Here is a 26,813-nt window from a genome sequence, read left to right on the forward strand (position 1 = left end):
AGGATGCCGGATGGAAGCCGCCCTTATAGCGGCTGGCGCTGCTCACGCAATAATATCTGGGGTAAGCTCGTCTTCGAGGACTGCGATGCGGTCCTTCAGCGACAGTTTCTGTTTTTTCAACCGTCGGAGTGTCAGCTGATCGGGCGCCGATTTTTCCTGCAATGCTGCAATAGCCTCGTCCAGATCACGATGCTCTCGTTTGAGGACTTCGAGCTTCACGCGAAGAACATCGTTCTTGCTCATGTTTTCGGATGATTTCACGGGCTTAGTGCTCTTTGCTGAGGTCATCTGCAATGTGGGGGTGCGCGCGCGTGCTGTCCAGTGTTTCGCGCATATCACTCTTGATTCATCGACAAACAGCCCCCATTTTATTCGTATGGCTGCTTTCGGGGGCCATACTTCGCAAAGTCGCTTAAACATCTAGGACTGTGCCATGACGAAATTGACCTTGGGGTCGCACCCTTTTTTGCTGGGCTTTGACCAGTTGGAACGGCTGGTAGAACGCACCGCAAAATCCGAGAACGGCTACCCGCCATTCAACATCGAACAATCCGCGGACAACGCCTACCGCATTACGCTTGCTGTCGCCGGGTTCGGCGAAGACGATCTGTCGATCACTGTCGAGGACCGCCAGTTGATCGTGCGGGGCAGGCAGGCTGACGCGAGCGATGAGCGGATTTTCCTGCATCGCGGTATTGCGGCGCGACAGTTTCAAAAAGCATTCGTGCTGGCCGATGGCGTCGAAGTCGCTGGTGCTACGACCGAGAACGGACTGCTTCACGTCGATCTGAAACGGGCCGTACCTGATACAATTGTGCAAACCATCAAGATCAATAAAGGATAAACATCATGGACACACAAGTTGACCTCAAGACCTTGGGTGGTGCTGACCGGATTGTCTATGTCCGCCCAGTCGATGTCGCGGAGCTGCCGGAAGAAGTGCGGTCCGAGATCGTCGGCGTTGATCACCTATACGCGGTTCACGCCCCTGACGGCGAGCGTCTTGCCTTGGTTAAGGACCGCGAAATGGCCTTTATGCTGGCGCGTCAGAACGATTTTTCGCCGGTGACGGTTCACTGACCTGACGGTTTATAAAATAGAAATAGAAAGGGCTCCCAACTTGGGAGCCCTTTTCGTCTTTTGTGTTTGAAAATTTAGGCTTTGATCAGGCCCATAGATTCCAGCTTCAGGATGACCTGATGCGCGCAGTTGTCGACATCGACGTTTTCGGTCTCGACGCTTAGTTCTGGATCTACGGGAACGTCATACGGGTCAGAGATACCGGTGAATTCCTTGATCTTGCCTTCGCGCGCCAGCTTATAGAGGCCTTTGCGGTCACGGCGTTCGCATTCCTCGATAGAGGTCGCAACGTGGACTTCGATGAAAGCCCCGAACGCTTCGACGTCCTCGCGCACCGCGCGACGCGTCGTGGCATAGGGTGCGATTGGCGCACAGATTGCGATGCCACCGTTCTTGGTGATCTCGGAGGCGACGTAGCCGATGCGGCGGATGTTCAAATCGCGGTGCTCTTTCGAGAAGCCCAATTCGGAGCTGAGATTCTTACGCACGATGTCACCATCAAGAAGCGTGACGGGGCGGCCGCCCATTTCCATCAGTTTCACCATCAAAGCGTTCGCAATGGTGGACTTGCCGGAGCCGGAGAAGCCGGTGAAGAACACGGTGAAGCCCTGATTCGCGCGCGGTGGGCGGGATTTGCGAAGCTCTTCGACCACAGCAGGGAAGGAGAACCATTCCGGAATCTCCAGACCTTCCGCCAAACGGCGGCGCAGCTCGGTGCCGGAGATGTTGAGGATCGTGACGTCGTCCGCATCCGCAATCTCGTCGGCAGGCTCGTATTGGGCGCGGTCCTGAACAAACACCATGTGTTTGAAGTCGACCATTTCGATGCCCATTTCTTCTTGATGCTCGCGGAACAGGTCCTGCGCGTCATAGGGGCCGTAGAAGTCCTCACCTGCGGAGTTCTTGCCGGGGCCTGCGTGGTCACGCCCGACGATGAAGTGGGTGCAGCCGTGGTTCTTACGGATCAGGCCGTGCCACACGGCCTCGCGTGGGCCACCCATACGCATCGCAAGGTTTAGCAAGCTCATCGAAGTTGTGGATGCCGGATATTGGTCCAGCACAGCCTCGTAGCACCGCACGCGGGTGAAGTGGTCGATATCGCCCGGTTTGGTTAGGCCAACAACGGGGTGGATCAGCAGGTTGGCCTGCGCCTCTTTCGCGGCGCGGAAGGTCAGTTCCTGATGGGCGCGGTGCAACGGGTTGCGGGTTTGGAAGGCCACAACGCGGCGCCAGCCCATTTTGCGGAAATAGGCGCGCAATTCGTTAGGTGTGTCGCGGCGGGCGCGGAAGTCGTAATGCACCGGCTGCTGGATGCCTGTGATCGGGCCGCCGAGGTAAATCTTGCCGGCTTGGTTGTGCAGGTAGTTGACGGCGGGGTGGGCGCTGTCATCCGCGCCAAAGACCTTTTTGGCCTCATTGGCTTTGTTCGGCTCCCATTTGTCGGTGACCGACATCATGGCAAGGATCACGCCTTCCTGGTCGCGCAAGGCGATGTCTTGGCCCACTTCAACCGAGTTGGCGAAGTCGTCGCCGACATCCAAGGTGATGGGCATTGGCCACAACTCACCCGACGTCAGGCGCATGTTTTCGACCACGCCGTTATAGTCTTCTTCGGACAGGAAACCCTTAAGCGGGTTGAAGCCGCCATTCATCAGCAGCTCCAGATCGCAGATCTGACGCGGTGTAAGGTCCCAAGACACAAGCGCACCCGCTTCGTGCTTTAGCTTTTGAGCGCTGTCATAGGAGACAAAGAGTTCAGGGATTGGTGCCAAGTTGGTAGGTTGCATGTCGCATCTTTCTGTCAAAATATCTTAACGCCCCCTCCAAGCGCCGTTGGAAAAGCGTTTAGCGTTCAAGTCTGACCACTAGCAAGGGCCGGATTGAATTACAGGGGAAACGCGGCAGAAAAGCCGCGTTACTCGGTGACTGCGCCGTAGCCAAGCGGCTCTGATACGTATTTGCCGTCGACCTCGCCTTGTTCGGCGAGCCAGCGTTCAGCTTCAAGGGCTGCCATGCACCCCATGCCCGCGCTTGTGACGGCTTGGCGATACTTGTGGTCGGTCAGGTCGCCTGCCGCGAAAATGCCGGGGATGGAGGTCTGTGTGCTGTCGGGTTTCGTCACCACGTAACCGCCCATATGCGTTTCCAGCACATCTTTGACCAATTCGTTCGACGGCGCGTGACCGATGGCCACAAACACGCCTTTGCATGGAATCTCGGTGATCTCGCCGGTCTTGGTGTGCTTGACCTTGACGCCTTCAACGCTGAGCGGCGTGTCGGTGCCCGTCACCTCGACCAACTCGTGGAACCACATCGGTTCGATCTTCGGGTTCTTCTCAAGGCGGTCGATCAGGATCTTTTCGGCACGCAATTCGTCGCGACGGTGGATCAGCGTTACCTTGGAGGCAAAGTTGGTCAGAAAGAGCGCTTCCTCCACGGCGGTGTTCCCGCCGCCGATTACCACGATTTCCTGCCCGCGATAAAAGAAGCCGTCGCAAGTGGCGCAGGCGGACACACCGAAGCCTTTGAACTTCTCTTCGCTTTCGAGGCCAAGCCATTTTGCGCGCGCACCTGTCGCAAGGATCACCGCATCTGCGGTGTAAAGCGTCCCGCTATCCCCTTTGGCTTTGAACGGTCTCGAGGTGGTGTCGAGGTCGGTGATGATGTCGCCAATGATTTCGCAACCCATCGCTTTGGCGTGGTCTTGCATGCGCACCATTAGATCGGGGCCTTGCACTTCGGTGTCGCCGGGCCAATTTTCGACTTCGGTGGTGGTGGTCAGTTGACCACCCGGCTCAATGCCTTGCACCAAAATGGGGTCCAGCATCGCACGGGACGCATAGACGCCCGCCGTATAACCAGCAGGGCCGGAACCAATGATCAAAACTTTCGAGTGGCGGGTGGCGGACATTGCGAAATCCTTCAGCAATAATTGCGGTCAGCCCGATATAATTGCCGCGGGCGTGGAGCGAAAGGGGGCGGTTATTTATTTGCAAATCATTTGATATGTTGCTCAGGCTTGAAATATTATTGCGCGTGCAGCCCTTGCGGAGTAAGACACGGTAAACCAAGGGAGTCGGTCATGGCCGTTTCAAAGCTCGACGAAATTGATCGCAAGATTCTTTCAGAACTTCAAGCAGACGGGCGAATGACCAATGTCGAGTTGGCCAAGCGTGTCGGCATTTCCGCCCCACCCTGCCTGCGCCGTGTGCGCACGCTCGAAGAGTCCGGATATATTCGGGGTTATCACGCAGATGTCGAAGCGCGTGCCTTGGGATTTGAAGTCAAAGTCTTCGCGATGGTGGGGCTACAAAGCCAAGCCGAAGCGGACCTGTCTGCATTCGAGAAACGGTGCCGCGAGTGGCCGTTGGTGCGTGAGTGCCATATGCTGAACGGGGAAGTCGACTTCGTTCTGAAATGCGTCGCCCCGGACCTGAGCAGCTTTCAAAGCTTCCTGACGGAAGAACTGACCTCCGCCGACAACGTCGCCAGCGTCAAAACATCTTTGGTTATTCGGGTTGCAAAAGACGAACCCGGCGTGCCGTTCGAGGTTGTCGAGGCTCGACTGTCCCAGATCGCCTAGCTGCCTTCGCGCAAGGCCCGCACTTCGAATGTCGTCAACCTATTGATGAGTTGCGGACCGAAGAAGTCCAAGCCTCTTGCCTGTGGAAAGAGCCTTAGTAGGGAATATTTCATCTCGTCGTCGACCAAGGCTTCCGTGTGCGGGCCGGGGTGGAAGCTTTCCATCTCGATGTCGTTCACTTTGATTGTGGCCTGACGGTCGAACGCGAGATTGAAAACCGCGATAGGCGACGCTGGTTGCACCGAGAAGACAGACATTCCATCCTCAAACGCGCGCACCGGAGCAAAGGCCAGGTCGACCCCGAACAGGGACCGGCACTTTGCGTGGCGGAACAAGATGTGCGCGCGGGGGGCCAGAAGCAAATCTTGCGATGGCTTTGCCAAGCCGAAGGCATCGGCAGTTACCCGAAACAGCGCACCACGGTCCGCGGTTTGTGCTTCGCGCAGGGACAACTCATAGGACCCGATCCATTGCAACGGGATTGGGCCATACTCGGACGTCAAGATCAGCATGCCCGGCACAAGGTCTTCGACGGCAACGGGGCCATTGGCGGTCGCGACGATCGCGCCACGGGCCATGCTTGCGCAGGCACTTTCGATCACGGGAAGGGCGGGGGCCACGACAGTATCATACCGCTCCTCACCCGCAGGCGTGAGCCAAGCGATATTATAGGGACGGGCCATTGCGCGGGTGCGCGGGCTTGCAGCCGCACGGTACGCAAGGGACTGGCCTTGGCCAATTCGGGTCGGGGATAGATGTGTGGGAATATCGGGTGAATAGGTCATGCGTCGTCCCTTGTCAGGTCTTTGCGTGACTGCGTCGGTCCCCACCGGCGCGCAGAGTTGCTGGTTGATAATACCCAGACAATGGCCAGTTCCACGCATCAAAGTCAAATATTCGGCCCTAGTCGTTGCGTTTAGGTGGACAATGCTAGGGCGCGACAAGCGACCGTTTCCGCCGGAGTGGGGAGGTTTGCCACAATTCGAAAGCCGTGCGTGTGTTGCAGGCAATGGACAGAGGCGAATCGGTCTGTCACACTCTGACGGTCACCAACAAGACCCGAGTAACGAGGCACGCGGTGCAGGTAACGAGCAAGGATCACGTTCTAAAGGTCGTCACGATGACCCGGTTTCACTTTGTAGCGGGGTTGCCGACGGCTGGCGCACGGTGCCTCATGGCATTACTGGCGCAGAACCCGCGGTTTTGTGCGGCGAGTGACAGTCCGGCGGAGCGCGTATTCAATGTCCTGAGTGCTGGACGAGAAAATCAGGACCACCCCCTATCTGGCATCTCATCAGACACACGCAGCGCGGTGTTGCGCGCGTCATTGGACGCGGTTCACCATGCTCGCCCAATCGCGTCCGTGGTGTTCGACAACAACATCCGATGGCTGTCGCATGTGACAACACTGGCCGAACTGTTTCCACTGTCTCGCTTCGTCATCATGGTCCGAGACCCCGCACGTATCGCGGCCGAAATGGCTCAAGAGGCCGGAGTCGTGACATCGCCGCACGCGTTGATGTCGGAGCACGGTGTCATCGGCGCACCGATCCAATTGGTTCACGACGCGTTGAGCAGTCCGGCGTCCAAGCGATTGCTGTTGATTGACTATGACCGGTTGCTGACCGATCCGGAGCGCGTGCTGGACTCACTCTACGCGTTTGTAGGCGAGCCACATTTCACGCACGATTTCCGTGCGCTTCCTGCAAGAGAGGTGCCGCCGCAAGCGATCACCGGTCATCTGGCGCGACGGGTGACCACACCAAGCGACACAACATCGCGCCGCGCCCAGAAAGCTGACCTACCGATCTGGCGACGCAGCTCGGGGTCAGAAGCCACCATGTTGCTGCCCGAGACTGGATAACCGATGCGGCTGGTGCTAGCAGTCCAGTGGATTTAGCGAGAAGGCCGGACGCCATGGCGACACTAAGCAAACAGCAGATAAAAGACCTTTTCGCAAAGTCGCGACAGGCGCAGGAAAAAGGCAGGCTCGACGAAGCCGAGCGTGGCTACAAAAAACTGCTGAAAGCCGCACCGCAACTGGCCGAAGTCAGCTTCAACCTCGCAGAGATATTCACCCTTCGCGGTAAGGTGGCCGAAGCTGCAGAGCGGTTTGAACATGCGGTAAAGTTGCGCCCGAACGAGCCGGCCATTTGGGTGAGCTATCTCAACATGGCCAGCAGGCATCCAAACCAGAAAAACTTTGATGTGCTGCGAGAGCGGGCGCGGCCCGTTCTGGGAAAGACACCTGCATTTGCATTCTTTGAAGGCCTGGCAGCACTTCGAGAAGAGAATTGGGAAGCAGCGGCGAAGTTTTTGAAGTCCGCGATAGATGCCGGATTCCGTCAGGCGCGCGTTTATGCGGAATACGGCTCCGCGCTGGTTGGGCTCAAGAAATTCGACTTGGCGATGTCGCAATTCGATATGGGCCTGACGCTCGCCCCCGATAGCGACATGGTCTTGTTCCGCAAAGCGGGGCTTCTTCAATCGATGGGGCGAATAGACGAGGCGCGTGATGCCATCCAACGCGCGATCAAGCTGGCTCCGAACGTGGGCGGCCACCACGCGCTTTACGCATCGCTCACCAAGATGACTGCGGATGATCCCAATATTCCGGTGATGAAAGCCGCCCTGAAATCGAAACGTGTGGGGGATAAAGAACTTCCGGCGCTGGGGTATGCACTTGCGAAAGCGATGGAGGATAGTGGCCAGTTCGGTAAGGTATTTACTTACCTGAATTTGGCGAACCGCGCATTGGCGAAAGCCTATCCCTACGATGTTCCGTCGGTTATCGCGAGCGCGGAGCGAATCTGCCGGCTATTCGAACGTGTGAAAGACTTTGACGGGCCGGTGAGCGATGCGTCTCCGATATTCGTCACGGGCGCGCCGCGGTCCGGCACCACGCTGGTTGAGCAAATTCTGGCGTCCCACTCACAAATTGAGGGCGGTGGCGAGATCGGGTTCGTGCAGCCGAAATTTGCGGATTTGATTGTGCCTGCTGACAAGGACTGGGGGGCAGATGGTCAAGAATTGATGGCCCAATGTGTGAAGGCGGCGGACGAGTTTGGCGTCGAGTTGAAGAAAATGTTCCCCGACGCGCCGTTCGTGACGGACAAGTCGATTTCCAGCTACGCCATCTTGGGGTTTCTTGCAAAAGCCATGCCCAATGCGCGCTTTGTCGTGGTGCGCCGTGATCCGCGAGACAATGCGTTATCAATCTACAAAAACCAGTTTCGCGAAGGCTTGCACCGTTATGCGAACAATCTTGAACATATTGCGATTTTCCTGCGTCAGTTCGAAGAGATGGTGGAATTTTGGCGGCAGCATCTACCGGGATCATTTCACGAAATCCGCTATGAAGAGCTGATTGCGGAGCCTGAAGCCCAGTCGCGGGCCTTGATCGCGGCCACGGGTTTTGAATGGGAGGATGCGTGTCTGTCGTTCTATGAGACCAAGCGGGAAGTCCGCACGCTCTCTGCGACCCAAGTGCGCCAGCCGATGTATTCGTCATCTGTGGGCGCGTGGAAAAAGTTCGAGACGGACATGAAGCCCTTCCTGACGGCGTTTGCCAGCTCAGAAGCAAGCGACACCTAACCCGGAAAGGGATGCGGCGCTTTCAGATGGGTTGAGACAACCGGTAAGCTGTCTCGACCCCGATTTTATCGGTCTCGATTAGGACGTTGCCTGACGTGGAAGGCGGACATGCGTCGGCGTGTCCGATATCGCGTTATGCAGGATTTTGGCCAGGCCTGGAGCTTCGTCTGCAAGACGCGTTTTCCAGTTGGCGCTTGTCCCGCGGGCCCAAGGCATCGTTACATTGGTCCGAGCGCTTTCTTCCAGCACCCAAGTCATCCAGCGGCTGTTTTTGCCCATTGTATTGCTCCGTCTCAGTTTGATGGAGCGCCGCAGCGTTCTTGCTGCTTTACGGCCCCGTCCGATGAATTCGTGTCCCGTTTCGAGACAGGATCAATCCAACATTCCAATGGGGCATCAGCATGTCGTGTTTTTAAGTTTCTTAAATTTCTTTGGAGAAAATTGTGGCGCAATACGACGGCACCGCAAAGCAGCACGAAGGCCAGTAGATCAAAGGAGATGGACGAGATGAACTGCATGCCGCGAGTCGTAACAGGCGAAGTTTAAGGCACGATTAAGGCGTCTCACTGCCTTGTCATCGTCAACTTTGGCGCAACAAACCGGAAACTAGAGCCTGATTGTTGCGATGAGCCGACCATAGTCCGCTTCTTTTTGGTGAACACTGCGACGGTACGAATAAAAGCGCGCTGCATCTGAATAGGTGCAATGCCGCGTCCATTCCGCGTTGACCCCTGCGGCGCGCAAACGGTGTAGCCCGTAGGCAGGCAAGTCAAACTGCATTTTGTCGCCGTTGCCATTGGCAAAGAAGCGCGCGTTTTCGGGGTCCTCGTCATAGAACCGCTCGAAATACTCAGGCCCGACCTCATAGGCGGCCTGACTGATGCAGGGGCCAATAACAGCCTGAATGCGTTCTCGGGTTGCGCCCAGACCCACCATGGCGTCGACCGTGTTTTCCAATATACCGGCTACTGCGCCACCCCAGCCCGCATGGGCTGCGCCGATGACGCCTGCTTGTGCGTCGGCGAACAGCACCGGTTGGCAATCGGCGGTTAAAACGCCCAAAGCCACCCCTTCGGTGGCGCAGACCATGCCGTCTGCTTTTGGTTTGTCCTTGATCGGCCCGTCTACGATGACGACATCGGCAGAGTGGCATTGATGAACCGAGACCAAGTGGTCAGGCGGCACTTGCATGGCCTGCGCCACACGCGCGCGGTTGGTCAGGACGATATCGGTCTGATCGGATGATCCTTGCCCGCAATTCAACCCGTCAAAGACGCCGGACGAAGCGCCGCCTTTGCGTGTGAAAAAGCCATGTCGCAACGGGGCGAGGCTATCTGCAGTTAGAATCTCCAGTGTCATGTCGAACTCGCAAGGTCAAAACCAGGGGGTACGGGCGCGCCGCGAGGCGTGAGGGTAATCGCTTTGAACAGGCTCCCCATTTCTTCGGGGTGCGTCAAGCGTCGATGTGCGGCAATGTGTTTATCAAGCTTTGCACCTTGCAGGTTTTCAGCCAAAGCTTGTGCGCGTTGCGTGATGCCAAGCCGTTCCAAAAACACGCCTTGTGGTGTCATCGGGCTGACTTGGCAGGTGGTCGCGGCTTTGGAAAGCGCTTCGAAATCGACATGTGCGGTTAGATCCGCTTGTCCGGGAGATGCCAGCGGGTCGACGGGACTGTGGTTCTCGACCGCCTGAAAGGTGTCGCCCAAAGACCGCCAATCGCCATAGTCGACGATTATTCCCGCCCCGCCCTGCGCAACTCTGTCGGCCACTTCACCCATTGTCGGGGCAGCAGACGGGCACAGCTCGACCACGTCTCCGACACCAGTGTCGGCAAGGCGGTGAGACAGCGCATCGACACGCGTGTCTTCGGTGAGGCCAAGTGTCAATGTGCCGTCTTGAAGCCCGATATGCCGCTCGCTCCAGCCTTTGGTGCCACGCACGAATTGGCGGACAGGAAGCGCGTCGAAAAATTCATTGGCAATCAGCAGAACCGGACCGGCAGGAAGGGCGGAGACATGCTCTACCCATTCTACATCTGCGTCGCTTAGGGTGTCTGTCTGGACATCGCGCAGGTGCTGGCTGGCCTCGACCAAAACAACTTTGCGCGGGAAGTTTGGAATTGCGACCGTCGCCCGCAAGACATCTTTCATCAAGGTGCCGCGACCGGGTCCCAACTCGGCAAGGTAAGCGTCGGGTCGCCCCTGATCAATCCAAGCTTGCGCAAGGCAGAGCCCGAGCATCTCGCCAAACATCTGACTGATCTCCGGCGCGGTGACGAAATCGCCAGCAGCCCCAAAGGGATCACGCGTTGCGTAATAGCCATGTTCCGGATGCAGCAGGCATTGCTGCATGTAGTCGGCAAGGTTCATCGGGCCGTCGGTCGCGATCTGGCGGGCCAGCAGGTCGCGCAGCGCAGTCACGAACGCTTTGCCCGCATGATTAGAAGGACGCCGAGCACGATCATCGGGATCGAGAGCAATTGCCCCATCGTCAGTCCATGCCCACCGATCTGCCATGCCAAGCCCAACGGATTGCCGTCACTGACGAACTGCGCGTCCGGCTGGCGGAAGAATTCTACAAAGCCGCGTGCCAGCCCGTATCCCGCAAGGAATACACCGATCATGGCCCCCGGACGCATGAGCCAGCCGCGACGATAGGCAAGCCAGAGCATCACTGCGCCAAGGAGCAGCCCCTCTAGACCCGCTTCATAAAGTTGTGACGGGTGGCGGGCGCACAGGCCCTCTATGCCGGGGCAGTCTTGGGCCGCTTGCCCGGGAAAGATGAACGCCCAAGGCACATCGGTGGGGCGGCCCCAAAGTTCCGCGTTAATGAAATTCGCGATCCGCCCCAGCATCAGGCCGGTGGGCGCGGAGACCGCGACAGCGTCACCGACGCGCAAGGCGGGCAGCTTGTACTTCCAGCAATAGGCCAGTCCTGCGACCACCACGCCGAGGAAGCCGCCATGAAACGACATCCCACCCTCCCAAACTTTCAGAATTTCGGCGGGATTAGAGATGTAATAGCCGGGTTGGTAGAACGCGACATAGCCCAGCCGACCACCCAGAACCACGCCAAGGATGATCCATGTCAGCAGGTCTTCCGGCTGGTCTTTGGTCATCGGAGGGCCGGCGTCACCCCAGAGGGCAGGGCGTTTGACCAGACCGACTACGATACGCCAAGCGATGATTAACCCGACGATATAGGCCAGCGCGTACCACCGCAGCGAGAAGGCAAAGCTGCCCAATTCGATTGTAAAAATTTCGGGCGCGATCTCGGGAAAGGGAAGGGCAAATATTGTCATAGCCGTTTGGTGCGCTGAGGCTGCGACGAAGTCAACCTTGTGCGCGGCGGCAACCCGACCCATATAGAGGCAAGTGACGAAGGAGTGACCAGATGCAGACCCGCAACAAGTTTTTCGACGACATGTCGCAACTGATGACCAACGCTATGGGCGTGGCGCAGGGTGCTAAAGGCGAGGCCGACAATGCCATCAAAGGCATGATGGACCGTTGGTTGGCGGATCGTGATTTTGTGACCCGCGACGAATTCGAGGCTGTCCGTCTCATGGCCCAGAAAGCCCGTGAAGAGAACGAAGCCCTGAAGGCGCGGCTAGATTCGCTTGAGGCGAAGAAGAAACCCGCCGCCAAGGAATCCTAAGCTGCCGTTGGCCGCCTGCTTTGTCGGCCATACCAGTACCAGACGCGGTAGGCCTCCAAGGCCGCCAGAGGTGCGAAATGCACAATCGCCCCCGTGGGGTTTTCCCAGTTATGTAATGCAGCCCAGTGGACAAGCGTCAGAACCGCGGCAGCATAAGTCCAGCGTTGCAGCGATTTCCATGCCGTTCCCATGCGTCGGACGAAGTAGTCCATAGATGTCACCGCGAGTGGAATAAAGATCGCAAAGGCCAGCCAACCGGTCCAGATATACAGGCGCGGCAACTCGGCAATCATGCGCGCTAACGTAGATTCGTCGATTATGTAGAAGACTGTGTGCAACAAGGCGTAACCGAAGGCGGCAACTCCGAAGTAGCGTCGGTTTTTCTTCAACCAAAGCGGGCCGCGCCAACCTTTGAACAACAAAGTCAGTGGGGTCGCCATCATAGTGATAATAAGTAGTCGAGCCGACGTCTCGCCCGTCGGGTGCAAAAGCTTATGCAGAATACGTGCATCGTCAGACGTGAGGGCGCCGTTTAGCATCAAAGCTGCAGGGACAGATAGAAGGGCCCAAAGCCAATATGGCGAAAGGCGGTTGAGGAAGGCGGACATAATAGCTCCGATGCGCGGTTGTTTGGCCTTACACGAAGTCACTCACGCATTCCGTCGCTGATTGTTCGACTTTTTAGGGCTACCAGATGTCTTTATACAACTGAACGATCTCCTCAGCCGTCGGCACGCGCGGGTTGTTTTGTGGCGAGCCGGAGGCCAAAGCCTGCTCGGCCATGATCGGTAAGGTGTCAAAGTAGTGTTGTTCGTCCAGCCCTTGCGCTGACGGGGCGGGAACGCGCAAATCATCGTTCAACCGGCGCAACCCTTCGACCAGCTTGCCGCAAGCCACTGCATCTGTGTCACTTCGCGTGGCCATCTCCATCACCCGTGCGCAATCAGCGTAACGCGATTGCGCGTGGCCAACGGAGAATTCCGTGACCGCCGGCAGAAGCATCGCGTTGGACAATCCGTGCGTCACGTGAAAATGCGCCCCGATAGGGCGGCTCATCCCGTGCACCAACGCAACCGAGGCGTTTGAGAACGCCATCCCCGCCTGAGACGCCGCGAGCATCAATCCCTCGCGCGCCTCGGCGTTGGACCCGTCCATACATGCCGCCCGCACATGCTTGGCGATCAACGGCATCGCCGACAGGGCAAAAGCGTCGGTATAAGCGAAGGCGCGGCGCGAGACATAGGCTTCCATCGCGTGGGTCAGGCTATCGACTGCGGTATCCGCTGTGATGCGCCACGGTTTGGTGACCGTGAATTCCCAATCAATGATCGCTGCTGTGGCGACCGCCGCCAACCCAGACAAGTTATATTTCTCAGTCTTCACCGTGTCGGTGATCACGCACCAACGGGTCAGCTCTGACCCGGTTCCACCAGTCGTCGGGATCAATATCGTCGGCGGCCCGCATTTGTCGATCTGCGTCGGGGCCTTGTAGTCGCGCACATGGCCGGGATTGACTGACATGAATGAAATTGCCTTGGCCGTATCCATCGGGGAGCCGCCGCCTAAACCGATGACACAGTCATAGTTGCTGGCACGAAAAGCGGCCAATCCTTCGTCCAAACAAGTGTCGGTGGGGTCCTCAATGACTCTGTCGAAGACACCGTATGCGATCCCCGCTGCGTCCAGAACATCAGTTACTCTTCTTACGTGGCCAAGCTCTACCAAGGTTTGGTCAGTCACGATTAAGGGCTTCGATAGCCCAAGCTGTTGCAGCACGTCTGCGGATTCCGATGCAACGCCACCTCCGATGCGGATGATGCGCGGGGATTGTACGCGTCCGATGCTCATTCGGGTCTCCTTAATAATGCTTGCCGAAGCCTGTCCGCTCCAAATCAAAGATGCAAGCCGCCTTGCCATTCTCTATGTGGGTCACCTAAGTTCTGCCAAACAAACCAAACAGGGAACCTGACCCATGCTTCGTTTTGCTGCCGCGGCGCTCGCCGCTTTCACCGCTACTGCCGCCATCGCCGACGGGCATTTGCCCGATCTGGACGGAAAAGAAGTCGTCGTCGTAACTGAAAACGCCTATCCGCCACTTCAGTTTATCGAGCCGGGAACCGGCAATGCAATCGGTTGGGAATATGATGCGATGGCCGAGATTGCCAAACGGATCAACATTTCGGTCGTGTACGAGAATACAAGCTGGGATGCGATGATCCCTGCGGTGTCGCAGGCACAATATGACCTTGGCATGACGGGCATCACCATTCGTGAGGACCGCAAGGAAAAGGTCGACTTCTCCGATAAATACATGACCTCGGCCATGTTGATGTTGGTACGCGGCGACGAGGAGCGCTTCTCCGACGCGGCTTCCTTCGCGGCGGATGAAAACCTGCTGATGGCGGCCCAACCCGGCACGACGCCCTTCTACGTCGGCGTTTATGACGTGCTCGACGGCAACGAGGAAAATCCGCGCATCATCAAGTTCGAAACCTTCGGTGCTGGTGTTCAAGCCTTGCGCACTGGCGATGTTGATTTGGTGCTGACCGACAGCACCGCAGGCTATGGCTACGCCTCGGCGTCTGAAGGCAAGTTGAAGATCGTTGGCGAAAAACTCGGCACCGAGGATTTCGGTTTCATCTTCCCCAAAGGGTCAGAGTTGGTCGCCCCGATCAATGCTGCCATCGCCGACATGAACAAGGATGGCACACTGGAAGCCCTGAACAAGAAGTGGTTCTTGGACTACAAACTCGGCGGCTAAACCGCTGGTGCTTGGCCCGTCAAAACAATCAGACGACTTCCCCTATTGGTTGGTTCTTCTAGGGGGCGTCGTTGCCTATCTCGGCTATCAGGTTGTGGCGGACGACCTGTATTCCCAAGTTCTGGGCACTTTGGCCAAGGGCATCAAAATCACCGTTATCGTTACGCTGATCGGGTTTTCGATCGCCTCGGCGCTGGGGCTTGGGTTGGCGCTCATGTCGACCTCGCGCAGCATAATTATTCGCCAGATTGCACGTTTCTATATCGAGGTGGTGCGGGGAATTCCGATCATTGTGCTGCTGCTCTATGTGGCCTTCGTGGTGGCGCCGGGTTTTGTGGCGCTGGCAAATTGGCTGCTGCAACCCTTTGACGCCGAGCTGATACGGACCCGACAATTTCCCCTGTTGTGGCGGGCGACCATGGCGCTTGCTATCGGCTATTCCGCGTTCATCGCGGAAGTGTTCCGTGCGGGGTTAGAGTCCGTCGACCGCGGCCAGATCGAGGCGGGTCACACGCTTGGTCTCAATCGTTGGCAGCGCTTTCGCTACATTGTCTTCCCGCAAGCGATACGCACAATTCTTCCGCCGCTGGGCAATGATTTCGTCGCCATGGTGAAGGATTCCAGTCTGGTGTCGGTTCTGGGCGTTGGAGACATTACACAGCTTGGCAAGGTGACGGCAGCCGGTAACTTCCGCTACTTCGAGACCTACAACGTGGTTGCCCTAATCTATTTGACCTTGACGGTGACCCTGTCCTTGGCCTTGCGCCGGTTTGAACGGCATATGCGCCAACCGGATCAGGACTGATTGCATCCCGCTCACAAGCGCATAGGTTAGGCGCAAAGGAGCTACATCCCATGATCAACCCTCTACTTGCCGATTGGACCACACCTTTCGGGCTGCCACCCTTCGCTGATATGTCCGACGACGACTTCGCCCCGGGGTTCGAAGCATCTCTGACGCAGGCCCGTGCAGAACTCGCTGCAATCATCGAAAACCCTAAGCCTCCCACCTTCGAGAACACAATTGACGCGTTGGAGCTGATGGGCGAGGCGATGCACAAAGTGCTGTCGCCGTTCTACACATTGGCGGGAGTCGACAGCAATCCTGCCCGTGAAGCGCTGCAGCGGGAGTTTTCACCCAAGCTGGCGGCTTGGGGTTCTGAGGTGTCGATGAATCCGGAGCTGTTTGCGCGCGTTGATTCCCTCTGGCAGGACCGCGAGAAACTAAAGCTGACACCCGAACAGATGCGTGTGCTGGAGTTGACCCGTCGCGGGTTGGTGCGTGCGGGTGCGCAGCTGGACGGTTTTGCCTTCGACCGCCTGAAACAGGTGAAGGAACGCCTTGCCGTTCTTGGCACACAGTTCACGCAAAACCTGCTCGCCGACGAGCGTGCGTGGTATATGGAACTGGACCCCGAAGACTTGGAAGGGCTGCCCGATTTCGTCTTGGCAACGGCCAAGGCGGCGGCGGAAGAGAAAGGGACCGAGGGCCATGTCGTGACCCTGTCCCGCTCCCTCATCGTACCATTTCTGCAATTCTCCGCACGCCGCGACCTGCGGGAACGCGCTTACGAGGCTTGGACGTCTCGCGGGGCCAATGGCGGCGAAACCGACAACCGCTCCATCGCCGCTGAAATTCTGGCGCTTCGGGAGGAGCGGGCGCATCTTCTGGGCTATGACGACTTCGCCACTTACAAGTTGGAAACGGAGATGGCCAAGACGCCAGATGCGGTGCGCAAGCTGCTGATGGAGGTTTGGGAGCCTGCCAAAGCACAGGCCGATCTGGATGCGCAAGTTCTGGCCGCGATGATGAACAATGACGGGGTGAATGACGCGCTGGAACCTTGGGACTGGCGTTATTATTCCGAAAAACGTCGCGCGGAAGAGCATGATTTGGACGAGGCCGAGTTGAAGCCCTATCTGCAACTCGACCGCATGATTGAGGCAGCATTTGATTGCGCGACCCGCCTTTTTAGTCTGGAGTTCAAAGCGTTGGATGTGCCACTGCACCACCCCGACGCCCGCGCTTGGGAGGTGACACGCAAGGGAGAGCATATCGCAGTGTTCATCGGCGATTATTTCGCCCGTGGCGGCAAACGTTCCGGTGCATGGTGCTCGGCGTTGCGCTCCCAGCAAAAGTTGCGCGGCGACATCCGCCCGCATGTGATCAACGTGTGCAACTTCGCCAAACCGGCGAAGGGCAGCCCAGCTCTGCTCAGCTATGACGACGCGCGGACGCTGTTCCACGAGTTCGGCCATGCGTTGCACCAAATGCTGTCAAATGTGACCTACGAGTCCATCTCCGGCACCTCCGTCGCGCGTGATTTTGTAGAACTGCCCAGCCAGCTCTTCGAGCATTGGCTCGAAGTGCCGGAAGTCCTGCAAAAATACGCAACGCACGCGGAAACCGGCGAGCCGATGCCCGCCGATATGCTGCAACGTATGCTGGATGCGGCGAACTATGATCAGGGGTTTGCGACGGTCGAATACGTGGCCTCCGCGATGGTTGATATCGAGTTCCATTCCGGCGATGCCCCCGAAGACCCGATGACCATGCAGGCGGAAATCCTAGAAGGCATGGGGATGCCGCCCGCTATTCGCATGCGCCACGCAACGCCCCATTTCGCCCATGTTTTTGCAGGCGACGGCTATTCATCTGCCTATTACAGCTACATGTGGTCGGAGGTGATGGATGCAGACGCCTTCGCTGCGTTTGAGGAAGCAGGAGGCGCTTTTGACGCGGCGACTGCGCGCAAACTGGAAGACCACATCCTTTCGGTCGGCGGGCTTCGCGAAGCAGACGAGCTTTACACAGAATTCCGCGGTCGCCTTCCCGGTGTCGAGGCGTTGTTGAAAGGTCGTGGATTGGACAAGGTCTCATGAGACTCACACCCGAACAGTCCGACGCCTTGATTCAGATCGTCCGGGAGGTGGCCGCGCACGAAATCAGGCCACTTTTCCGGAAACTTGATGTCTCGGACATCGACAGCAAATCTGCGCCGGATGACTTGGTCACCGTGGCAGACCGTGCGGCGGAGCTGGCGATCTCCGCCGCTGTTCGCGACTTGCTGCCAGACGCCGCGATTGTCGGGGAGGAAGCCGTTTCCGCCGACAAATCCGTGCTGGATCGCGTGGGGCAGGGGCAGGTGGTGGTGATCGACCCTATTGATGGCACATGGAATTTTGCGCATGGGATTGCCTCTTATGGTGTGATCCTGTCCGTCGTGGAGGATGGAGAGACGGTCTTCGGTCTGCTCTATGACCCCAGCTATGACGACTGGATCATTGCCACGAAAGGGCAGGGCGCATGGTTCTGCGATGCCGCTGGCAATCGCCGCCAGCTGACTTTGGAGCGCCCACCAGCCGTAGCGGACTGCTTCGGCTATGTCGGAATGTATCTGTTCGACAAACCCCAGCAAGCGAAGATCGCGGCGCAGCTCCCGGCGTTCCGACGCACGCAATCGCTACGCTGCGCATGTCATGAATACCGACTTCTTGCCGGTGGCGCGTCCCAGTTTTACCTGACAGGGATGCTCAACGTTTGGGATCACGCGGCGGGTGTCTTGATTTATCAAGAGGCGGGCGGCTTCGTCCGGCTTATGGATGGTCGCGATTATCATCCGACCATGCGGCAGGGCAGGTTGCTTGCGGCAGCGTCCGAAGAGCTATGGCAAGATCTTGCACAGCGGTTTTCGTTTCTAGAGTAGTGGTGCTTCGGGGGCGATAACTTACTCGCGGATTTCGCCCGGCATTAACCCCCACAGCTTTTCTCGCGGCATCCAGCCTTTTGTACCATCCAAAGTGACGCGACACCAATACTGGTCGCATTTTCCCAACCGCGCGACGACGCCCATTTCGGCATGGGCGACGATGTTTGATGCGGTGTCGGCCAGTTTGTAAATCGGGGTCAGGTCTTCCTCGATTAATCCGAATCTGGAGCCGCTCAACAATGTGTAGTGAACCCAGCCGCCCGCTCCATCACGGTCAACGACGCGACGCCAATGACCGTGCTCTGCCACGATCTGAAGCGGCATATTGCGATGTTTGAAAACCCAGTCGATGCGGTGCGAAAGCGACGGACCACGCCTCACGTTTCCCTCGGATGCTTTCAGCGACACAAAGCGTGGCAGGGGCAAATTGGTGACAGGACCGCGTTCGGAGGCGACGGCCAGTATAGGAGAACATAATAAGCATGCGACCAAAGCCGCAATTTTGATAACCCGTTTCATTGACCGTCCTGCTTGCACTGCTGCACTTGTTCTATTTGGGGCATTTCTGGCCTTGCCCCTTGGGCTACGATCTTGTCACTATGGGATTGGAATTTCCACTCAAGGATGAACACAGATGCCAAACCAGAAGCTGAGTGTTGTCGTCACGCGACGGTTGCCCGAACACGTTGAGACTCGCATGAAGGAGTTGTTCGACGTCACCTTGCGTTCGGACGATACTCCGATGAGCCGTGACGAGTTGGTTAATGCCGTGAAAACCACAGACATATTGGTCCCGACCCTGACCGATAAAATTGATGCAGGATTGCTTGGGCAGGCCGGTGAGAAGCTGAAACTGATCGCGAACTACGGCGCGGGAGTTGATCACATCGACGTTCACACCGCCCGCCAACGGGGCGTTCTGGTGTCCAACACTCCCGGTGCTGCGGCGGAAGACACGGCTGACATGACCATGGCGCTAATTCTTGCAGTGACCCGCCGAATTCCTGAAGGGTTGGCGGTCATGCAATCAGGCGATTGGGAAGGGTGGTCACCAACTGCCCTCATGGGGGGCCGCATCGCGGGCCGTCGTCTCGGTATCCTCGGGATGGGGCGCATCGGGCAGGCCGTCGCGCGTCGTGCACGGGCGTTCGGAATGCAGGTTCACTACCACAACCGTAAAAAGGTTCACGAAGGCATCGCTGACGAGCTGGAAGCCACCTACTGGGACAGTCTCGACCAGATGATCGCCCGTATGGATGTGGTGTCGATCAACTGCCCGCACACGCCGTCCACCTACCACTTAATGAACGCCCGCCGCTTAAAGCTGATGAAGCCCGACGCGGTGATCGTGAATACGTCGCGCGGCGAGGTGATCGACGAAAACGCCCTGACCCGCATGCTTCGGGCAGGCGAGTTGGCGGGCGCAGGCCTCGACGTGTTCGAGCACGGCACCCAGATCAACCCGCGCCTGCGTGAGCTGAACAACGTCGTGCTGTTGCCCCACATGGGCTCCGCCACCCGCGAGGGGCGTCTGGAGATGGGCGAGAAGGTTTTGCTGAACATCAAAACCTTCGCCGACGGCCACCGCCCGCCGGATCAAGTCGTGCCGGGGATGCTGTAACTCTACCAGGGACCATTTCTTTCTAGTTTTCTCACGATGTGGCGGAACATTTGCCGCCCTCGGTGGTTGTCTAGTCATACCGTAACCGAATGAAAGGAATACGAGATGAACTGGGACCAAATCGAAGGCAACTGGAAAGAATGGAAGGGCAAAGCCCAAGCGAAATGGGGCGAGCTGACCAATGATGAGCTTGACCAAGCTGAGGGCAATCGCGAGAAAATCGAAGGCCTGATCCAGCAAAAATACGGTAAGACCAAAGAAGAAGCGCGCAAAGAAGTCGACAGCTTCATGGCGAGTTAAGCCATGGCTGACACTGACCGCACTGAAACAGACGCCCGGGGTCAGCTTTTCGACCAACTCGACGATGTCCGTGCGGGCATGTTGGGGGTCGAGGGCTCCGGGCAACACATGCAGCCGATGACCCACTACTTTGACCGCGATACCGGCGAGTTGTGGTTCATCACGTCCCGCGACACCGACTTGGTTCGTGGCATTGGGCAAGGCAATACGGCACATTTCTGCGTCCAAAGCACTTCGCAGGACTTCTATGCCTGTCTGTCTGGCCCGATCCGCCAAAGTCAGGACGAGGCCAAGCTGGATGAAATCTGGTCCGCCGCCGCCGCCGCCTTTTTCGAGGGCGGTCGCGAGGATAGGGATGTGTGCTTGCTGCACATGCCCCTGCGCGAGGCGGCAATCTGGTCGTCTTCGGGCAACCCGTTCGCGTTCGGCATAGAGGTGCTCCGCGCCAACATGACCGACGGAACGGCCCAGACCGGCACCCACAAGGTGATCAACTTTGCGTCTGCTGCCTGAAAAACGAAAGCCCCGCCTGTTAAGGCGGGGCTTTTACACGTCTTAAAATTCGTGCGCCGCCTACCCGTCGATCTTCCCCGCCATAATGGCGATCGCCTTCTGGTAAACCCCCGCCGCATTCCATTGCTTGATCACCGCAAAATTCGTCTGCCCTTCTTGGTAGCCCGCCCCGCGTTTCCAGCCTTTTCCTTTTAGGAAATTTGCCGTCGACGCCATCGCATCCGCCAGATTGTTCAGATCAATCCGCCCGTCGCCATTCCCGTCTTGCCCGTATTTCAGCACGTTTCCCGGCAGGAACTGGGTGTGGCCCAACTCGCCATGTTTCGCGCCGATGGAGTTCGGCGAAATGATGCCCCGATCCACCAGTTTCAGCGCCGCGAGCGCATGGCCGGTGAAGAAATCCGACCGACGGCAATCATAGGCGAGTGTCGAAATAGACGACACCACATTGCTGTCCCCCATGAAGTTGCCGAACCCCGTTTCCATGCCGTGGATGGCTATAATCACACCCGCAGGCACGCCGTATTTTGCCTCAAGTGAGTTATAAAACGCCGCGTTCCGCGCCTTGCGTTTACGCCCTTGGGCGACGATAGTGTCGGCCCCGCGCACCTGCATGAATTTCGACAAGGAATACTTGAAACTCTTCTGATTGCGGTCCGCGTTGATCGTGCGTTGCGCGTATTGTGTCGAAGCCAGCGCGGCGAGGCCCCGTTGCCCGACGCCGGCTTGCGCCGCCTCTCTAGCGAACTCGGCCTTCCAAGCGTTGTAGCCACCGGAGCTGTTGCCGCATTGGGCTGACAGTGCGGGGGAGGCCAAGGTCAGGGCGGCGATTACAAGAGCAGAGCGGAGCATGGTATAAATCCATTTGTGTGAAACAATTCTGCCCAGATTAGCTTCGAGCAGGATCGTACGCAACTGGCGGAGCGCCCGCTTGTCGGAAATGGTGGATTATGCGTCGAAAGGCGCTCGGGGATTGCCGTCTGCCTTGCTAGACAGAACCCAAGTAAGCCCAACGGGAGTCGGTTAGAATGAAAACGCATGTCAAAGCACTGGTCGTCGGCGGCGGTGCCGTCGGAACCTCGATCGCCTACCATTTGGGCAAGGCGGGTTGGGACACCATGCTGCTGGAACGCGACGAGCTGACCTCCGGCTCCACATGGCACGCGGCAGGGCTCTTGCCCTATTTTAACATGTCGTTCGCGACGACGCACATCCACGACTACTCGATCAAGTTCTACAAGCAGCTTGAGGCGGAAACCGGCCTGAACGCGGGTTTCTCGGTCTGCGGCAACCTGCGCATGGCCCGCACACAGGACCGTATGGATGAATACGCGCTCTATAGCTCCACCGCCGAAACCGTCGGTGTGCCACACGAATGGCTGACTCCCACCCAGATCAAAGACCGCTGGCCATTGCTGCGCACCGACGATCTGAAAGGCGCGATCTACCACAACACCGATGGCTACATTAATCCCGCCGACGTCACTATGGCTATGGCCAAGGGCGCGCGTCAGCACGGCGTCACGATCGAGCGGAAATGGCAGGTCGATGGCTACGAGTGGACCGGCTCCGAATGGCGTGTGACCGTCACCAAGATGGTGGAGAAGGGCGGCAATTTGGTTCCCTCCGACGAGCAGACGGTCATCACCGCCGAACACGTCGTCACCGCCACGGGCAACCACGCGCAGCGCACGGCGCAGCTGCTGGGCATCAAGATCCCAGCCATCCCCGTAGAGCACCAATTCATCGTGATGGAGCAGGACCCCGCGCTGGTCGAATGGCGCAAGACCAACCCTGAACACCCCGTCATCCGCGACGCCGACGCGCAAAGCTATGTCCGCGAGGAACGTGGCGGCTGGATATTGGGCGTCTACGAGAAGAGCGCCCCCGCCCGTTTTGAATACGGCGTCCCCGACAGCTTCCGCGCCGACCTGTTCCAGCTCGATCTGGAGCGGATCGAGCAGCAATATATGGAAATGATCCACCGCATCCCGTCCTGCGAGGAATGTGGCCTGAAGGACGATTTCAACGGCCCGATCTGCTACACGCCCGACGGCAACCCGCTGGTCGGCCCCGCGCCGGGCCTGCGCAACATGTGGCTCGCCGAGGGCTTCTCGTTCGGCATCACGGCGGCGGGAGGCACCGGCTACTACCTTGCTCAGATGATGGTAGAGGGCGAGGCGGAGATCGACATGGCCTCGCTGGACCCCAAACGCTACGGCTCTTGGATGACCACCGAGTTCGCCGCCCGCAAGAACGAGGAATGCTACGACCACGTCTACATCCTCCACCACCCCGACGAGGAACGGCCCGCAGCACGCCCCTTGCGCACATCGCCCGCCTATGACCGCCAGGCCGCACGCGGCGCGCAATTCGGCTGGGTCAACGGCTGGGAACGCCCCAACTACTACGCCCCCGAAGGCTTCAGCGACCACGACGCCCGATCTTTCCGTCGCGGCGGCTGGTGGCAATACGCGGTGGAGGAGGCCAAGGCCATCCGCGAGGGCGTCGGCCTTGTCGACGCGACCGCCTTCACCAAGCACATCGTCAAAGGGGCAGGCGCGGCGGCCTTCCTCGAGTGGTTCACCACCAACAAACTGCCCCGCGTGGGCCGCATCAACCTGACCTACGCGCTGACCGACGCAGGCACCACGCGCACGGAATACACCATCGTGCGGCTGGCCGAAGACGAATTCTATCTGGTGAGCGCCGGTGCATGGACCGCCTATGACGCAGACTATCTGCGCAAAAGCATTGAGGACATGGAACCTCAGTTCGGCCGCATCGAATGCCAGGACGTCACCACCCAATGGGGAGTTTTCGCCATCGCAGGCCCGAAATCCCGCGACGTGCTGAACGCCGTGATCAAGGACGCCGACCCTTCCACAGCGCTCAGCAACAAGCGCTTCCCATGGCTGTCGGCCAAGCAGATCGAGCTGGGCATGTGCCCCGTCAACGCCATCCGCGTGGCCTATACGGGCGAGTTGGGCTGGGAGTTGCACCACCCCATCGAGATGCAGAACTACCTGTTCGATCTACTCGAAAAAGCAGGCGAGCCGCATGGCATGAAACTGGTCGGCGCACGGGCGCAAAACTGGCTGCGTCAGGAAAAATCCTACCGCGCTTTTGGCAACGAGCTGGGCCGCGATGCGACCCCGTTGGAGGCCGATCTGCCGCGCTTCGTCGATCTGGAAAAAGACTTCCGTGGCAAGGACGCGATGCAGGCGCTCGGCATCCGCTCCAAATGCGTGACGCTGCTGATCGACGGGCCGGACGACGCCGACCCATGGGGCCGCGAGGCGCTGTATGACGGCGAAACCAAAGTGGGCCGCCTGACCTCCGGCGGTTATTCTGTGGCCTTTGGAAAAAGCATCGGCATGGGCTATGTCAAACGGGAACTGGCCGAAGTTGGAACCAAGCTCAAGGTGCGTATGCAACGCCAGCTTTGGGACGCCACCGTGGTCGAGGACAGCCCCTACGATCCCAAAAACGCGACCATCCGCATGGACGGCTGAAAGTTTGGAAGGGGGTCATTGCCCCCCTTCACCTTCTGGGGATATTTTTGAGTTATACTCGGTTTTGGCTGAGCAGCTTAATTGCGCATGCGCCACAGCTCGATCCGTCGGCGGGCGCGCACGATCAAGTTCACTAATGGCCCCCGCAAAGCGGTGATGTCGACAGCAAGCAGCAATAGCCCGATCGGTAGCATCCAGAAGCCGAAGACCGGCAGAATGGCCAGAAACCCGCCAATGATGAAGATCAAAGCGATCGGCACGCGAAGGATCCACCATCCCCGTGCGCGGATCGCTTTCAGCGGGCGCTGTAGCGCAGGCATTGTTCTTTCGATGGCATCGAATTGACGCTCGAAACGACGAGTTTCGCGTGCGCGCTTATGTGGATCAGGTGACATTATGTGTCTTCACCTATGACCGACCCTCGCACAATTCAATTGGTTGAAAATCTCTGGGGTGACAGGGACAGGACAGTGTCCTTGTCGAGTTCAGGGACGCGATTGGCCACCAGATCAGCCAGCAACTGGCATGCGGCGGGGGCCGTTTGAAAACCGTATCCGCCTTGTCCTGCGCACCACCAAAACCCGTCCCGCTCGGACGCGCCAATCGCGAGGCAGCGATCAGGGGCGAAGGTGCGCAAGCCCGCCCAATTCGCGATCATCCGTTGCACTGGCGTGGTGACATGCTCCTCGTAGCGGGCTATCCCCTCTGCCAGAACCATATCGACGGCCCATGCATCCATTGGCACGACGGGCTCTTCATCGGCAGGTGAAATCAACACAGCACCCGCATCAGGCTTTGCGTACCAGTTTTCACCCGGTCCAAACAACATCGGCCAGCGGGCAACATCGTGGCCGTCCGGCGCGGCGACCCGCGCCATGGAGCGGCGCATCGGTTGTAGCCCCAGCGGGCTGACTCCTGCCAATTGCGCGATCTGGTCCGCCCACGCCCCTGCGGCGTTGATGATCTGGCGCGCCTCGTAATCTTCACCAGCAGACACGCGCCACCCTTGCGGCGTTTTCTCAATTGTCGAGACGTCCGCACGGGTCACGACCGTCCCACCATTGCCGCGCATATGTCGGATGAAGCGCTGTATCGCGGCGTCCGTGTCAATATCCCAGGCATCCTCGTGATATCCGACTTGGGTGACGCGATTGGGGTCGACGATTGGAAATAGTTCAGCCGCTTCGCCCAGCGTCAAACGGCGCAGCTGCATCGAGACCATGTCAGTCGTGAAGGCCAGCTCGTTCCCCTCCTGACCAAGCAGCATCATCCCGCGTGGAAGATCACGCGACCCGTTCACGTTCAAATGCCAGTCTTTGCTCGCGCGGTTCAGGACAACCGTGGACGGCTTACCATAGGTTTCCTCAAACATCGCCGCCGAACGGCCGGAGGCGTGATAGGCCAAAGCCTCTTCACGCTCTAGCAAAGTAACGCTGCCCAAATCTGACAGGCGCGCTGCGGCTGAGGCACCGGCAATCCCGCCGCCGATCACCAGAAAATCAATCATGCTTCTTCAAGCCGATCCGTCGCCGGTGGCGGCGTTAGGCTCAGGGCGGTGACTTCGTCATACAAGGCGTCGCTCATGTCAAAATCCAGTGCCGCCAAGGACGGCGCAAGTTGTTCCGACGACCGGGCCGAGATGATCGGGCTGGTGACCTTGCCGTTTTTGGCGACCCAAGCAACGGCAAGCGTCGCGGCGTCGGTGCCATGTTTTGCTGCGAGCGCGGGGAGTGCCGCCGCGGCCTCGTGCATCCACGGGACATTGTAACGGGCATTGTAGCGTGTGTCGTCAATGAGGCGTCCCGCCGCTTCATCGCTGGCGTATTTCCCTGTCAACAACCCGCCGCCCAGCGGAGAGTAAGGGACAACAGCGATACCTTGGTCAGCACAGGCGGGGAATATTTCGACCTCGGCTTGACGCTTCACCAGATTATACATCGGTTGAAGGACATCCACTGTGGTTCCTAGATCACGGGCGACCTGCGCTGCCTTCATCACCTGCCATGCTGCGAAATTGGATATCCCGATGTAGCGGATCAACCCGTCTTCGCGCAATTCTGCGAGCGCCTCGAAGCTGTCTTGCAAAGGTGTGTGGGGATCGAACCGGTGCAAATACAAGAGGTCGATCATATCGACCTTCATGCGGGATCGGCTTTCCTCGAACGATTGCAGCACATTGGCTTTGGTCGTGGGTTTGTCATACGCGATTTTGGTGGCGATTAGAACGTCGTCGCGTTCGGATTGCACGAAACGGCCCAGCATGGTTTCGGATTGGCCGCCTGTGTAGACATAAGCTGTGTCAAAGAAGTTGATACCAGCGGTGCGGCAGTCTTCATACATCGACTGGCTGGCGACGATGTCGGCCTTGCCGCCGAATTGCATGGTGCCAAAGCAAAGTTTGGATGCGGGGGCCCCGTTGGCCGTGGTCAAATGTATCATGCGTTTGAACTTGGCAGAAAGATTTTGCTGTGGAAAGGGA

29 protein-coding genes are annotated in these 26,813 nt (G+C 58.3%); 14 read left to right on the forward strand and 15 right to left on the reverse strand.

Translation table 11 applies throughout. The annotated features are described in order from the left end of the window. Positions 1-42: 42 nt before the first annotated feature. On the reverse strand, positions 43-243 hold the full coding sequence (locus tag BUB72_RS09590; RefSeq protein WP_073143288.1) for a YdcH family protein: 201 nt from the start codon (positions 241-243) through the stop codon (positions 43-45). Positions 244-433: 190 nt separating this feature from the next. On the opposite strand from BUB72_RS09590, the gene BUB72_RS09595 reads away from it, so the two are divergent. Together BUB72_RS09595 and BUB72_RS09600 are read left to right on the forward strand one after the other, a co-directional pair. Then, positions 434-844: an Hsp20 family protein gene (locus BUB72_RS09595; protein ID WP_073143290.1), complete on the forward strand. Its 411-nt coding sequence runs from the start codon at positions 434-436 to the stop codon at positions 842-844. Positions 845-849: 5 nt separating this feature from the next. After that, complete coding sequence (locus tag BUB72_RS09600) at positions 850-1,080, forward strand: DUF1150 family protein (protein WP_073143293.1); 231 nt, start codon at positions 850-852, stop codon at positions 1,078-1,080. Positions 1,081-1,154: 74 nt separating this feature from the next. Here BUB72_RS09600 and BUB72_RS09605 read toward each other — a convergent pair whose 3' ends face one another. Both BUB72_RS09605 and trxB read right to left on the reverse strand, forming a co-directional pair. Beyond that, positions 1,155-2,867: a bifunctional sulfate adenylyltransferase/adenylylsulfate kinase gene (locus BUB72_RS09605; protein WP_073143295.1), complete on the reverse strand. Its 1,713-nt coding sequence runs from the start codon at positions 2,865-2,867 to the stop codon at positions 1,155-1,157. Between the two features lie 128 nt (positions 2,868-2,995). Continuing rightward, positions 2,996-3,991 carry a thioredoxin-disulfide reductase gene (gene trxB, locus BUB72_RS09610; RefSeq protein WP_073143297.1) on the reverse strand — a complete coding sequence of 332 codons (996 nt, stop codon included), beginning with the start codon at positions 3,989-3,991 and terminating at the stop codon, positions 2,996-2,998. A 171-nt stretch (positions 3,992-4,162) separates the two neighbouring features. Between trxB and BUB72_RS09615 the strand changes: the two genes are divergently transcribed. Next, positions 4,163-4,663, forward strand: a complete 501-nt coding sequence (locus BUB72_RS09615) for an Lrp/AsnC family transcriptional regulator (RefSeq protein ID WP_073143300.1) — start codon at positions 4,163-4,165, stop codon at positions 4,661-4,663. Here BUB72_RS09615 and BUB72_RS09620 read toward each other — a convergent pair. Beyond that, complete coding sequence (locus BUB72_RS09620; RefSeq protein WP_175549145.1) at positions 4,660-5,448, reverse strand: Hint domain-containing protein; 789 nt, start codon at positions 5,446-5,448, stop codon at positions 4,660-4,662. The genes BUB72_RS09615 and BUB72_RS09620 overlap by 4 nt on opposite strands. 224 nt (positions 5,449-5,672) lie before the next feature. Between BUB72_RS09620 and BUB72_RS09625 the strand changes: the two genes are divergently transcribed. Beyond that, positions 5,673-6,527: a sulfotransferase gene (locus BUB72_RS09625; RefSeq protein WP_139250651.1), complete on the forward strand. Its 855-nt coding sequence runs from the start codon at positions 5,673-5,675 to the stop codon at positions 6,525-6,527. 53 nt (positions 6,528-6,580) lie between these two features. Further along, positions 6,581-8,257 (forward strand): tetratricopeptide repeat-containing sulfotransferase family protein, encoded by a 1,677-nt coding sequence (locus BUB72_RS09630; protein WP_073143304.1) that lies wholly within the window; start codon positions 6,581-6,583, stop codon positions 8,255-8,257. A gap of 78 nt (positions 8,258-8,335) precedes the next feature. Here the strand turns inward: BUB72_RS09630 and BUB72_RS09635 are convergent, their stop codons facing one another. The 4 genes from BUB72_RS09635 to lgt form a co-directional block, all read right to left on the reverse strand. After that, positions 8,336-8,536, reverse strand: a complete 201-nt coding sequence (locus BUB72_RS09635; RefSeq protein ID WP_073143306.1) for a hypothetical protein — start codon at positions 8,534-8,536, stop codon at positions 8,336-8,338. A 327-nt stretch (positions 8,537-8,863) separates the two neighbouring features. Then, on the reverse strand, positions 8,864-9,616 hold the full coding sequence (gene pgeF, locus BUB72_RS09640; protein WP_073143308.1) for a peptidoglycan editing factor PgeF: 753 nt from the start codon (positions 9,614-9,616) through the stop codon (positions 8,864-8,866). Next, positions 9,613-10,677: a class I SAM-dependent methyltransferase gene (locus tag BUB72_RS09645; RefSeq protein WP_073143311.1), complete on the reverse strand. Its 1,065-nt coding sequence runs from the start codon at positions 10,675-10,677 to the stop codon at positions 9,613-9,615. Before BUB72_RS09645 ends, pgeF begins: the two co-directional genes overlap by 4 nt. After that, the gene (gene lgt, locus BUB72_RS09650; RefSeq protein WP_073143735.1) at positions 10,674-11,558 is read right to left on the reverse strand and encodes a prolipoprotein diacylglyceryl transferase; all 885 of its coding nucleotides are present in this window, start codon (positions 11,556-11,558) and stop codon (positions 10,674-10,676) included. Before lgt ends, BUB72_RS09645 begins: the two co-directional genes overlap by 4 nt. 92 nt (positions 11,559-11,650) lie before the next feature. Between lgt and BUB72_RS09655 the strand changes: the two genes are divergently transcribed. Further along, the gene (locus tag BUB72_RS09655) at positions 11,651-11,914 is read left to right on the forward strand and encodes an accessory factor UbiK family protein (RefSeq protein ID WP_073143314.1); all 264 of its coding nucleotides are present in this window, start codon (positions 11,651-11,653) and stop codon (positions 11,912-11,914) included. Here BUB72_RS09655 and BUB72_RS09660 read toward each other — a convergent pair. Both BUB72_RS09660 and BUB72_RS09665 read right to left on the reverse strand, forming a co-directional pair. Then, positions 11,911-12,453 (reverse strand): protein-methionine-sulfoxide reductase heme-binding subunit MsrQ, encoded by a 543-nt coding sequence (locus BUB72_RS09660; protein WP_245814783.1) that lies wholly within the window; start codon positions 12,451-12,453, stop codon positions 11,911-11,913. The genes BUB72_RS09655 and BUB72_RS09660 overlap by 4 nt on opposite strands. A gap of 148 nt (positions 12,454-12,601) precedes the next feature. Further along, the gene (locus BUB72_RS09665; protein ID WP_073143319.1) at positions 12,602-13,762 is read right to left on the reverse strand and encodes an iron-containing alcohol dehydrogenase; all 1,161 of its coding nucleotides are present in this window, start codon (positions 13,760-13,762) and stop codon (positions 12,602-12,604) included. A 124-nt stretch (positions 13,763-13,886) separates the two neighbouring features. On the opposite strand from BUB72_RS09665, the gene BUB72_RS09670 reads away from it, so the two are divergent. Genes BUB72_RS09670 through BUB72_RS09685 form a run of 4 tightly spaced genes read left to right on the forward strand, consistent with a single transcriptional unit; the run spans position 13,887 to position 18,382 of the window. Continuing rightward, entirely contained in the window at positions 13,887-14,675 is a 789-nt protein-coding gene (locus tag BUB72_RS09670) for a transporter substrate-binding domain-containing protein (protein ID WP_073143321.1), read from the forward strand. A gap of 49 nt (positions 14,676-14,724) precedes the next feature. After that, positions 14,725-15,480, forward strand: coding sequence for an amino acid ABC transporter permease (locus BUB72_RS09675; RefSeq protein WP_245814784.1), 756 nt, complete (start codon positions 14,725-14,727; stop codon positions 15,478-15,480). A gap of 50 nt (positions 15,481-15,530) precedes the next feature. Further along, complete coding sequence (locus tag BUB72_RS09680; RefSeq protein WP_073143325.1) at positions 15,531-17,558, forward strand: M3 family metallopeptidase; 2,028 nt, start codon at positions 15,531-15,533, stop codon at positions 17,556-17,558. After that, a complete protein-coding gene (locus tag BUB72_RS09685; protein ID WP_073143327.1) occupies positions 17,555-18,382 on the forward strand; it encodes an inositol monophosphatase family protein in 828 nt (275 codons plus the stop codon). Before BUB72_RS09680 ends, BUB72_RS09685 begins: the two co-directional genes overlap by 4 nt. Before the next feature lie 21 nt (positions 18,383-18,403). Here the strand turns inward: BUB72_RS09685 and BUB72_RS09690 are convergent, their stop codons facing one another. Beyond that, entirely contained in the window at positions 18,404-18,904 is a 501-nt protein-coding gene (locus BUB72_RS09690; protein WP_073143330.1) for an SH3 domain-containing protein, read from the reverse strand. 115 nt (positions 18,905-19,019) lie between these two features. On the opposite strand from BUB72_RS09690, the gene BUB72_RS09695 reads away from it, so the two are divergent. The 3 genes from BUB72_RS09695 (at position 19,020) to BUB72_RS09705 (ending at position 20,819) form a co-directional block, all read left to right on the forward strand. Next, positions 19,020-20,006 carry a 2-hydroxyacid dehydrogenase gene (locus BUB72_RS09695; protein WP_073143333.1) on the forward strand — a complete coding sequence of 329 codons (987 nt, stop codon included), beginning with the start codon at positions 19,020-19,022 and terminating at the stop codon, positions 20,004-20,006. Positions 20,007-20,111: 105 nt separating this feature from the next. Then, positions 20,112-20,306, forward strand: coding sequence for a CsbD family protein (locus BUB72_RS09700; protein WP_073143335.1), 195 nt, complete (start codon positions 20,112-20,114; stop codon positions 20,304-20,306). Between the two features lie 3 nt (positions 20,307-20,309). Beyond that, positions 20,310-20,819, forward strand: a complete 510-nt coding sequence (locus tag BUB72_RS09705) for a pyridoxamine 5'-phosphate oxidase family protein (protein ID WP_073143337.1) — start codon at positions 20,310-20,312, stop codon at positions 20,817-20,819. 60 nt (positions 20,820-20,879) lie between these two features. On the opposite strand, the gene BUB72_RS09710 is transcribed toward BUB72_RS09705, so the two are convergent. Continuing rightward, positions 20,880-21,671, reverse strand: coding sequence for a lytic murein transglycosylase (locus BUB72_RS09710; RefSeq protein ID WP_073143339.1), 792 nt, complete (start codon positions 21,669-21,671; stop codon positions 20,880-20,882). Between the two features lie 176 nt (positions 21,672-21,847). Between BUB72_RS09710 and BUB72_RS09715 the strand changes: the two genes are divergently transcribed. Beyond that, on the forward strand, positions 21,848-24,334 hold the full coding sequence (locus BUB72_RS09715) for a GcvT family protein (protein ID WP_073143342.1): 2,487 nt from the start codon (positions 21,848-21,850) through the stop codon (positions 24,332-24,334). A gap of 77 nt (positions 24,335-24,411) precedes the next feature. Here the strand turns inward: BUB72_RS09715 and BUB72_RS09720 are convergent, their stop codons facing one another. The 3 genes from BUB72_RS09720 to BUB72_RS09730 are packed head-to-tail and all read right to left on the reverse strand — an operon-like array spanning position 24,412 to position 26,773. Continuing rightward, on the reverse strand, positions 24,412-24,729 hold the full coding sequence (locus BUB72_RS09720) for a hypothetical protein (RefSeq protein ID WP_073143344.1): 318 nt from the start codon (positions 24,727-24,729) through the stop codon (positions 24,412-24,414). A 35-nt stretch (positions 24,730-24,764) separates the two neighbouring features. Continuing rightward, positions 24,765-25,841 (reverse strand): NAD(P)/FAD-dependent oxidoreductase, encoded by a 1,077-nt coding sequence (locus BUB72_RS09725; protein ID WP_073143346.1) that lies wholly within the window; start codon positions 25,839-25,841, stop codon positions 24,765-24,767. Then, positions 25,838-26,773 carry an aldo/keto reductase gene (locus BUB72_RS09730; protein ID WP_073143348.1) on the reverse strand — a complete coding sequence of 312 codons (936 nt, stop codon included), beginning with the start codon at positions 26,771-26,773 and terminating at the stop codon, positions 25,838-25,840. Before BUB72_RS09730 ends, BUB72_RS09725 begins: the two co-directional genes overlap by 4 nt. Between the last annotated feature and the right edge of the window lie 40 nt (positions 26,774-26,813).

Origin of the sequence: Litoreibacter ascidiaceicola (assembly GCF_900129235.1) — a bacterium.
GTDB classification, from domain to species: domain Bacteria; phylum Pseudomonadota; class Alphaproteobacteria; order Rhodobacterales; family Rhodobacteraceae; genus Litoreibacter; species Litoreibacter ascidiaceicola.

What these genes read in the sequence shown, in the direction of transcription:
- BUB72_RS09615 (WP_073143300.1), top strand. Translation starts at nt 4,163, where the DNA reads ATGGCCGTTTCAAAGCTCGACGAAATTGATCGCAAGATTCTTTCAGAA.
- BUB72_RS09625 (WP_139250651.1), top strand. Translation starts at nt 5,673, where the DNA reads ATGGACAGAGGCGAATCGGTCTGTCACACTCTGACGGTCACCAACAAG.
- BUB72_RS09710 (WP_073143339.1), bottom strand. Translation starts at nt 21,671, where the DNA reads ATGCTCCGCTCTGCTCTTGTAATCGCCGCCCTGACCTTGGCCTCCCCC.
- BUB72_RS09665 (WP_073143319.1), bottom strand. Translation starts at nt 13,762, where the DNA reads ATGAGCATCGGACGCGTACAATCCCCGCGCATCATCCGCATCGGAGGT.
- pgeF (WP_073143308.1), bottom strand. Translation starts at nt 9,616, where the DNA reads ATGACACTGGAGATTCTAACTGCAGATAGCCTCGCCCCGTTGCGACAT.
- BUB72_RS09700 (WP_073143335.1), top strand. Translation starts at nt 20,112, where the DNA reads ATGAACTGGGACCAAATCGAAGGCAACTGGAAAGAATGGAAGGGCAAA.
- BUB72_RS09695 (WP_073143333.1), top strand. Translation starts at nt 19,020, where the DNA reads ATGCCAAACCAGAAGCTGAGTGTTGTCGTCACGCGACGGTTGCCCGAA.
- BUB72_RS09720 (WP_073143344.1), bottom strand. Translation starts at nt 24,729, where the DNA reads ATGTCACCTGATCCACATAAGCGCGCACGCGAAACTCGTCGTTTCGAG.
- BUB72_RS09600 (WP_073143293.1), top strand. Translation starts at nt 850, where the DNA reads ATGGACACACAAGTTGACCTCAAGACCTTGGGTGGTGCTGACCGGATT.
- lgt (WP_073143735.1), bottom strand. Translation starts at nt 11,558, where the DNA reads ATGACAATATTTGCCCTTCCCTTTCCCGAGATCGCGCCCGAAATTTTT.
- BUB72_RS09635 (WP_073143306.1), bottom strand. Translation starts at nt 8,536, where the DNA reads ATGGGCAAAAACAGCCGCTGGATGACTTGGGTGCTGGAAGAAAGCGCT.
- BUB72_RS09590 (WP_073143288.1), bottom strand. Translation starts at nt 243, where the DNA reads ATGAGCAAGAACGATGTTCTTCGCGTGAAGCTCGAAGTCCTCAAACGA.
- BUB72_RS09670 (WP_073143321.1), top strand. Translation starts at nt 13,887, where the DNA reads ATGCTTCGTTTTGCTGCCGCGGCGCTCGCCGCTTTCACCGCTACTGCC.
- BUB72_RS09630 (WP_073143304.1), top strand. Translation starts at nt 6,581, where the DNA reads ATGGCGACACTAAGCAAACAGCAGATAAAAGACCTTTTCGCAAAGTCG.
- BUB72_RS09660 (WP_245814783.1), bottom strand. Translation starts at nt 12,453, where the DNA reads ATGCTAAACGGCGCCCTCACGTCTGACGATGCACGTATTCTGCATAAG.
- BUB72_RS09715 (WP_073143342.1), top strand. Translation starts at nt 21,848, where the DNA reads ATGAAAACGCATGTCAAAGCACTGGTCGTCGGCGGCGGTGCCGTCGGA.
- BUB72_RS09620 (WP_175549145.1), bottom strand. Translation starts at nt 5,448, where the DNA reads ATGACCTATTCACCCGATATTCCCACACATCTATCCCCGACCCGAATT.
- BUB72_RS09690 (WP_073143330.1), bottom strand. Translation starts at nt 18,904, where the DNA reads ATGAAACGGGTTATCAAAATTGCGGCTTTGGTCGCATGCTTATTATGT.
- BUB72_RS09725 (WP_073143346.1), bottom strand. Translation starts at nt 25,841, where the DNA reads ATGATTGATTTTCTGGTGATCGGCGGCGGGATTGCCGGTGCCTCAGCC.
- BUB72_RS09655 (WP_073143314.1), top strand. Translation starts at nt 11,651, where the DNA reads ATGCAGACCCGCAACAAGTTTTTCGACGACATGTCGCAACTGATGACC.
- BUB72_RS09595 (WP_073143290.1), top strand. Translation starts at nt 434, where the DNA reads ATGACGAAATTGACCTTGGGGTCGCACCCTTTTTTGCTGGGCTTTGAC.
- BUB72_RS09685 (WP_073143327.1), top strand. Translation starts at nt 17,555, where the DNA reads ATGAGACTCACACCCGAACAGTCCGACGCCTTGATTCAGATCGTCCGG.
- BUB72_RS09705 (WP_073143337.1), top strand. Translation starts at nt 20,310, where the DNA reads ATGGCTGACACTGACCGCACTGAAACAGACGCCCGGGGTCAGCTTTTC.
- BUB72_RS09730 (WP_073143348.1), bottom strand. Translation starts at nt 26,773, where the DNA reads ATGATACATTTGACCACGGCCAACGGGGCCCCCGCATCCAAACTTTGC.
- BUB72_RS09680 (WP_073143325.1), top strand. Translation starts at nt 15,531, where the DNA reads ATGATCAACCCTCTACTTGCCGATTGGACCACACCTTTCGGGCTGCCA.
- trxB (WP_073143297.1), bottom strand. Translation starts at nt 3,991, where the DNA reads ATGTCCGCCACCCGCCACTCGAAAGTTTTGATCATTGGTTCCGGCCCT.
- BUB72_RS09605 (WP_073143295.1), bottom strand. Translation starts at nt 2,867, where the DNA reads ATGCAACCTACCAACTTGGCACCAATCCCTGAACTCTTTGTCTCCTAT.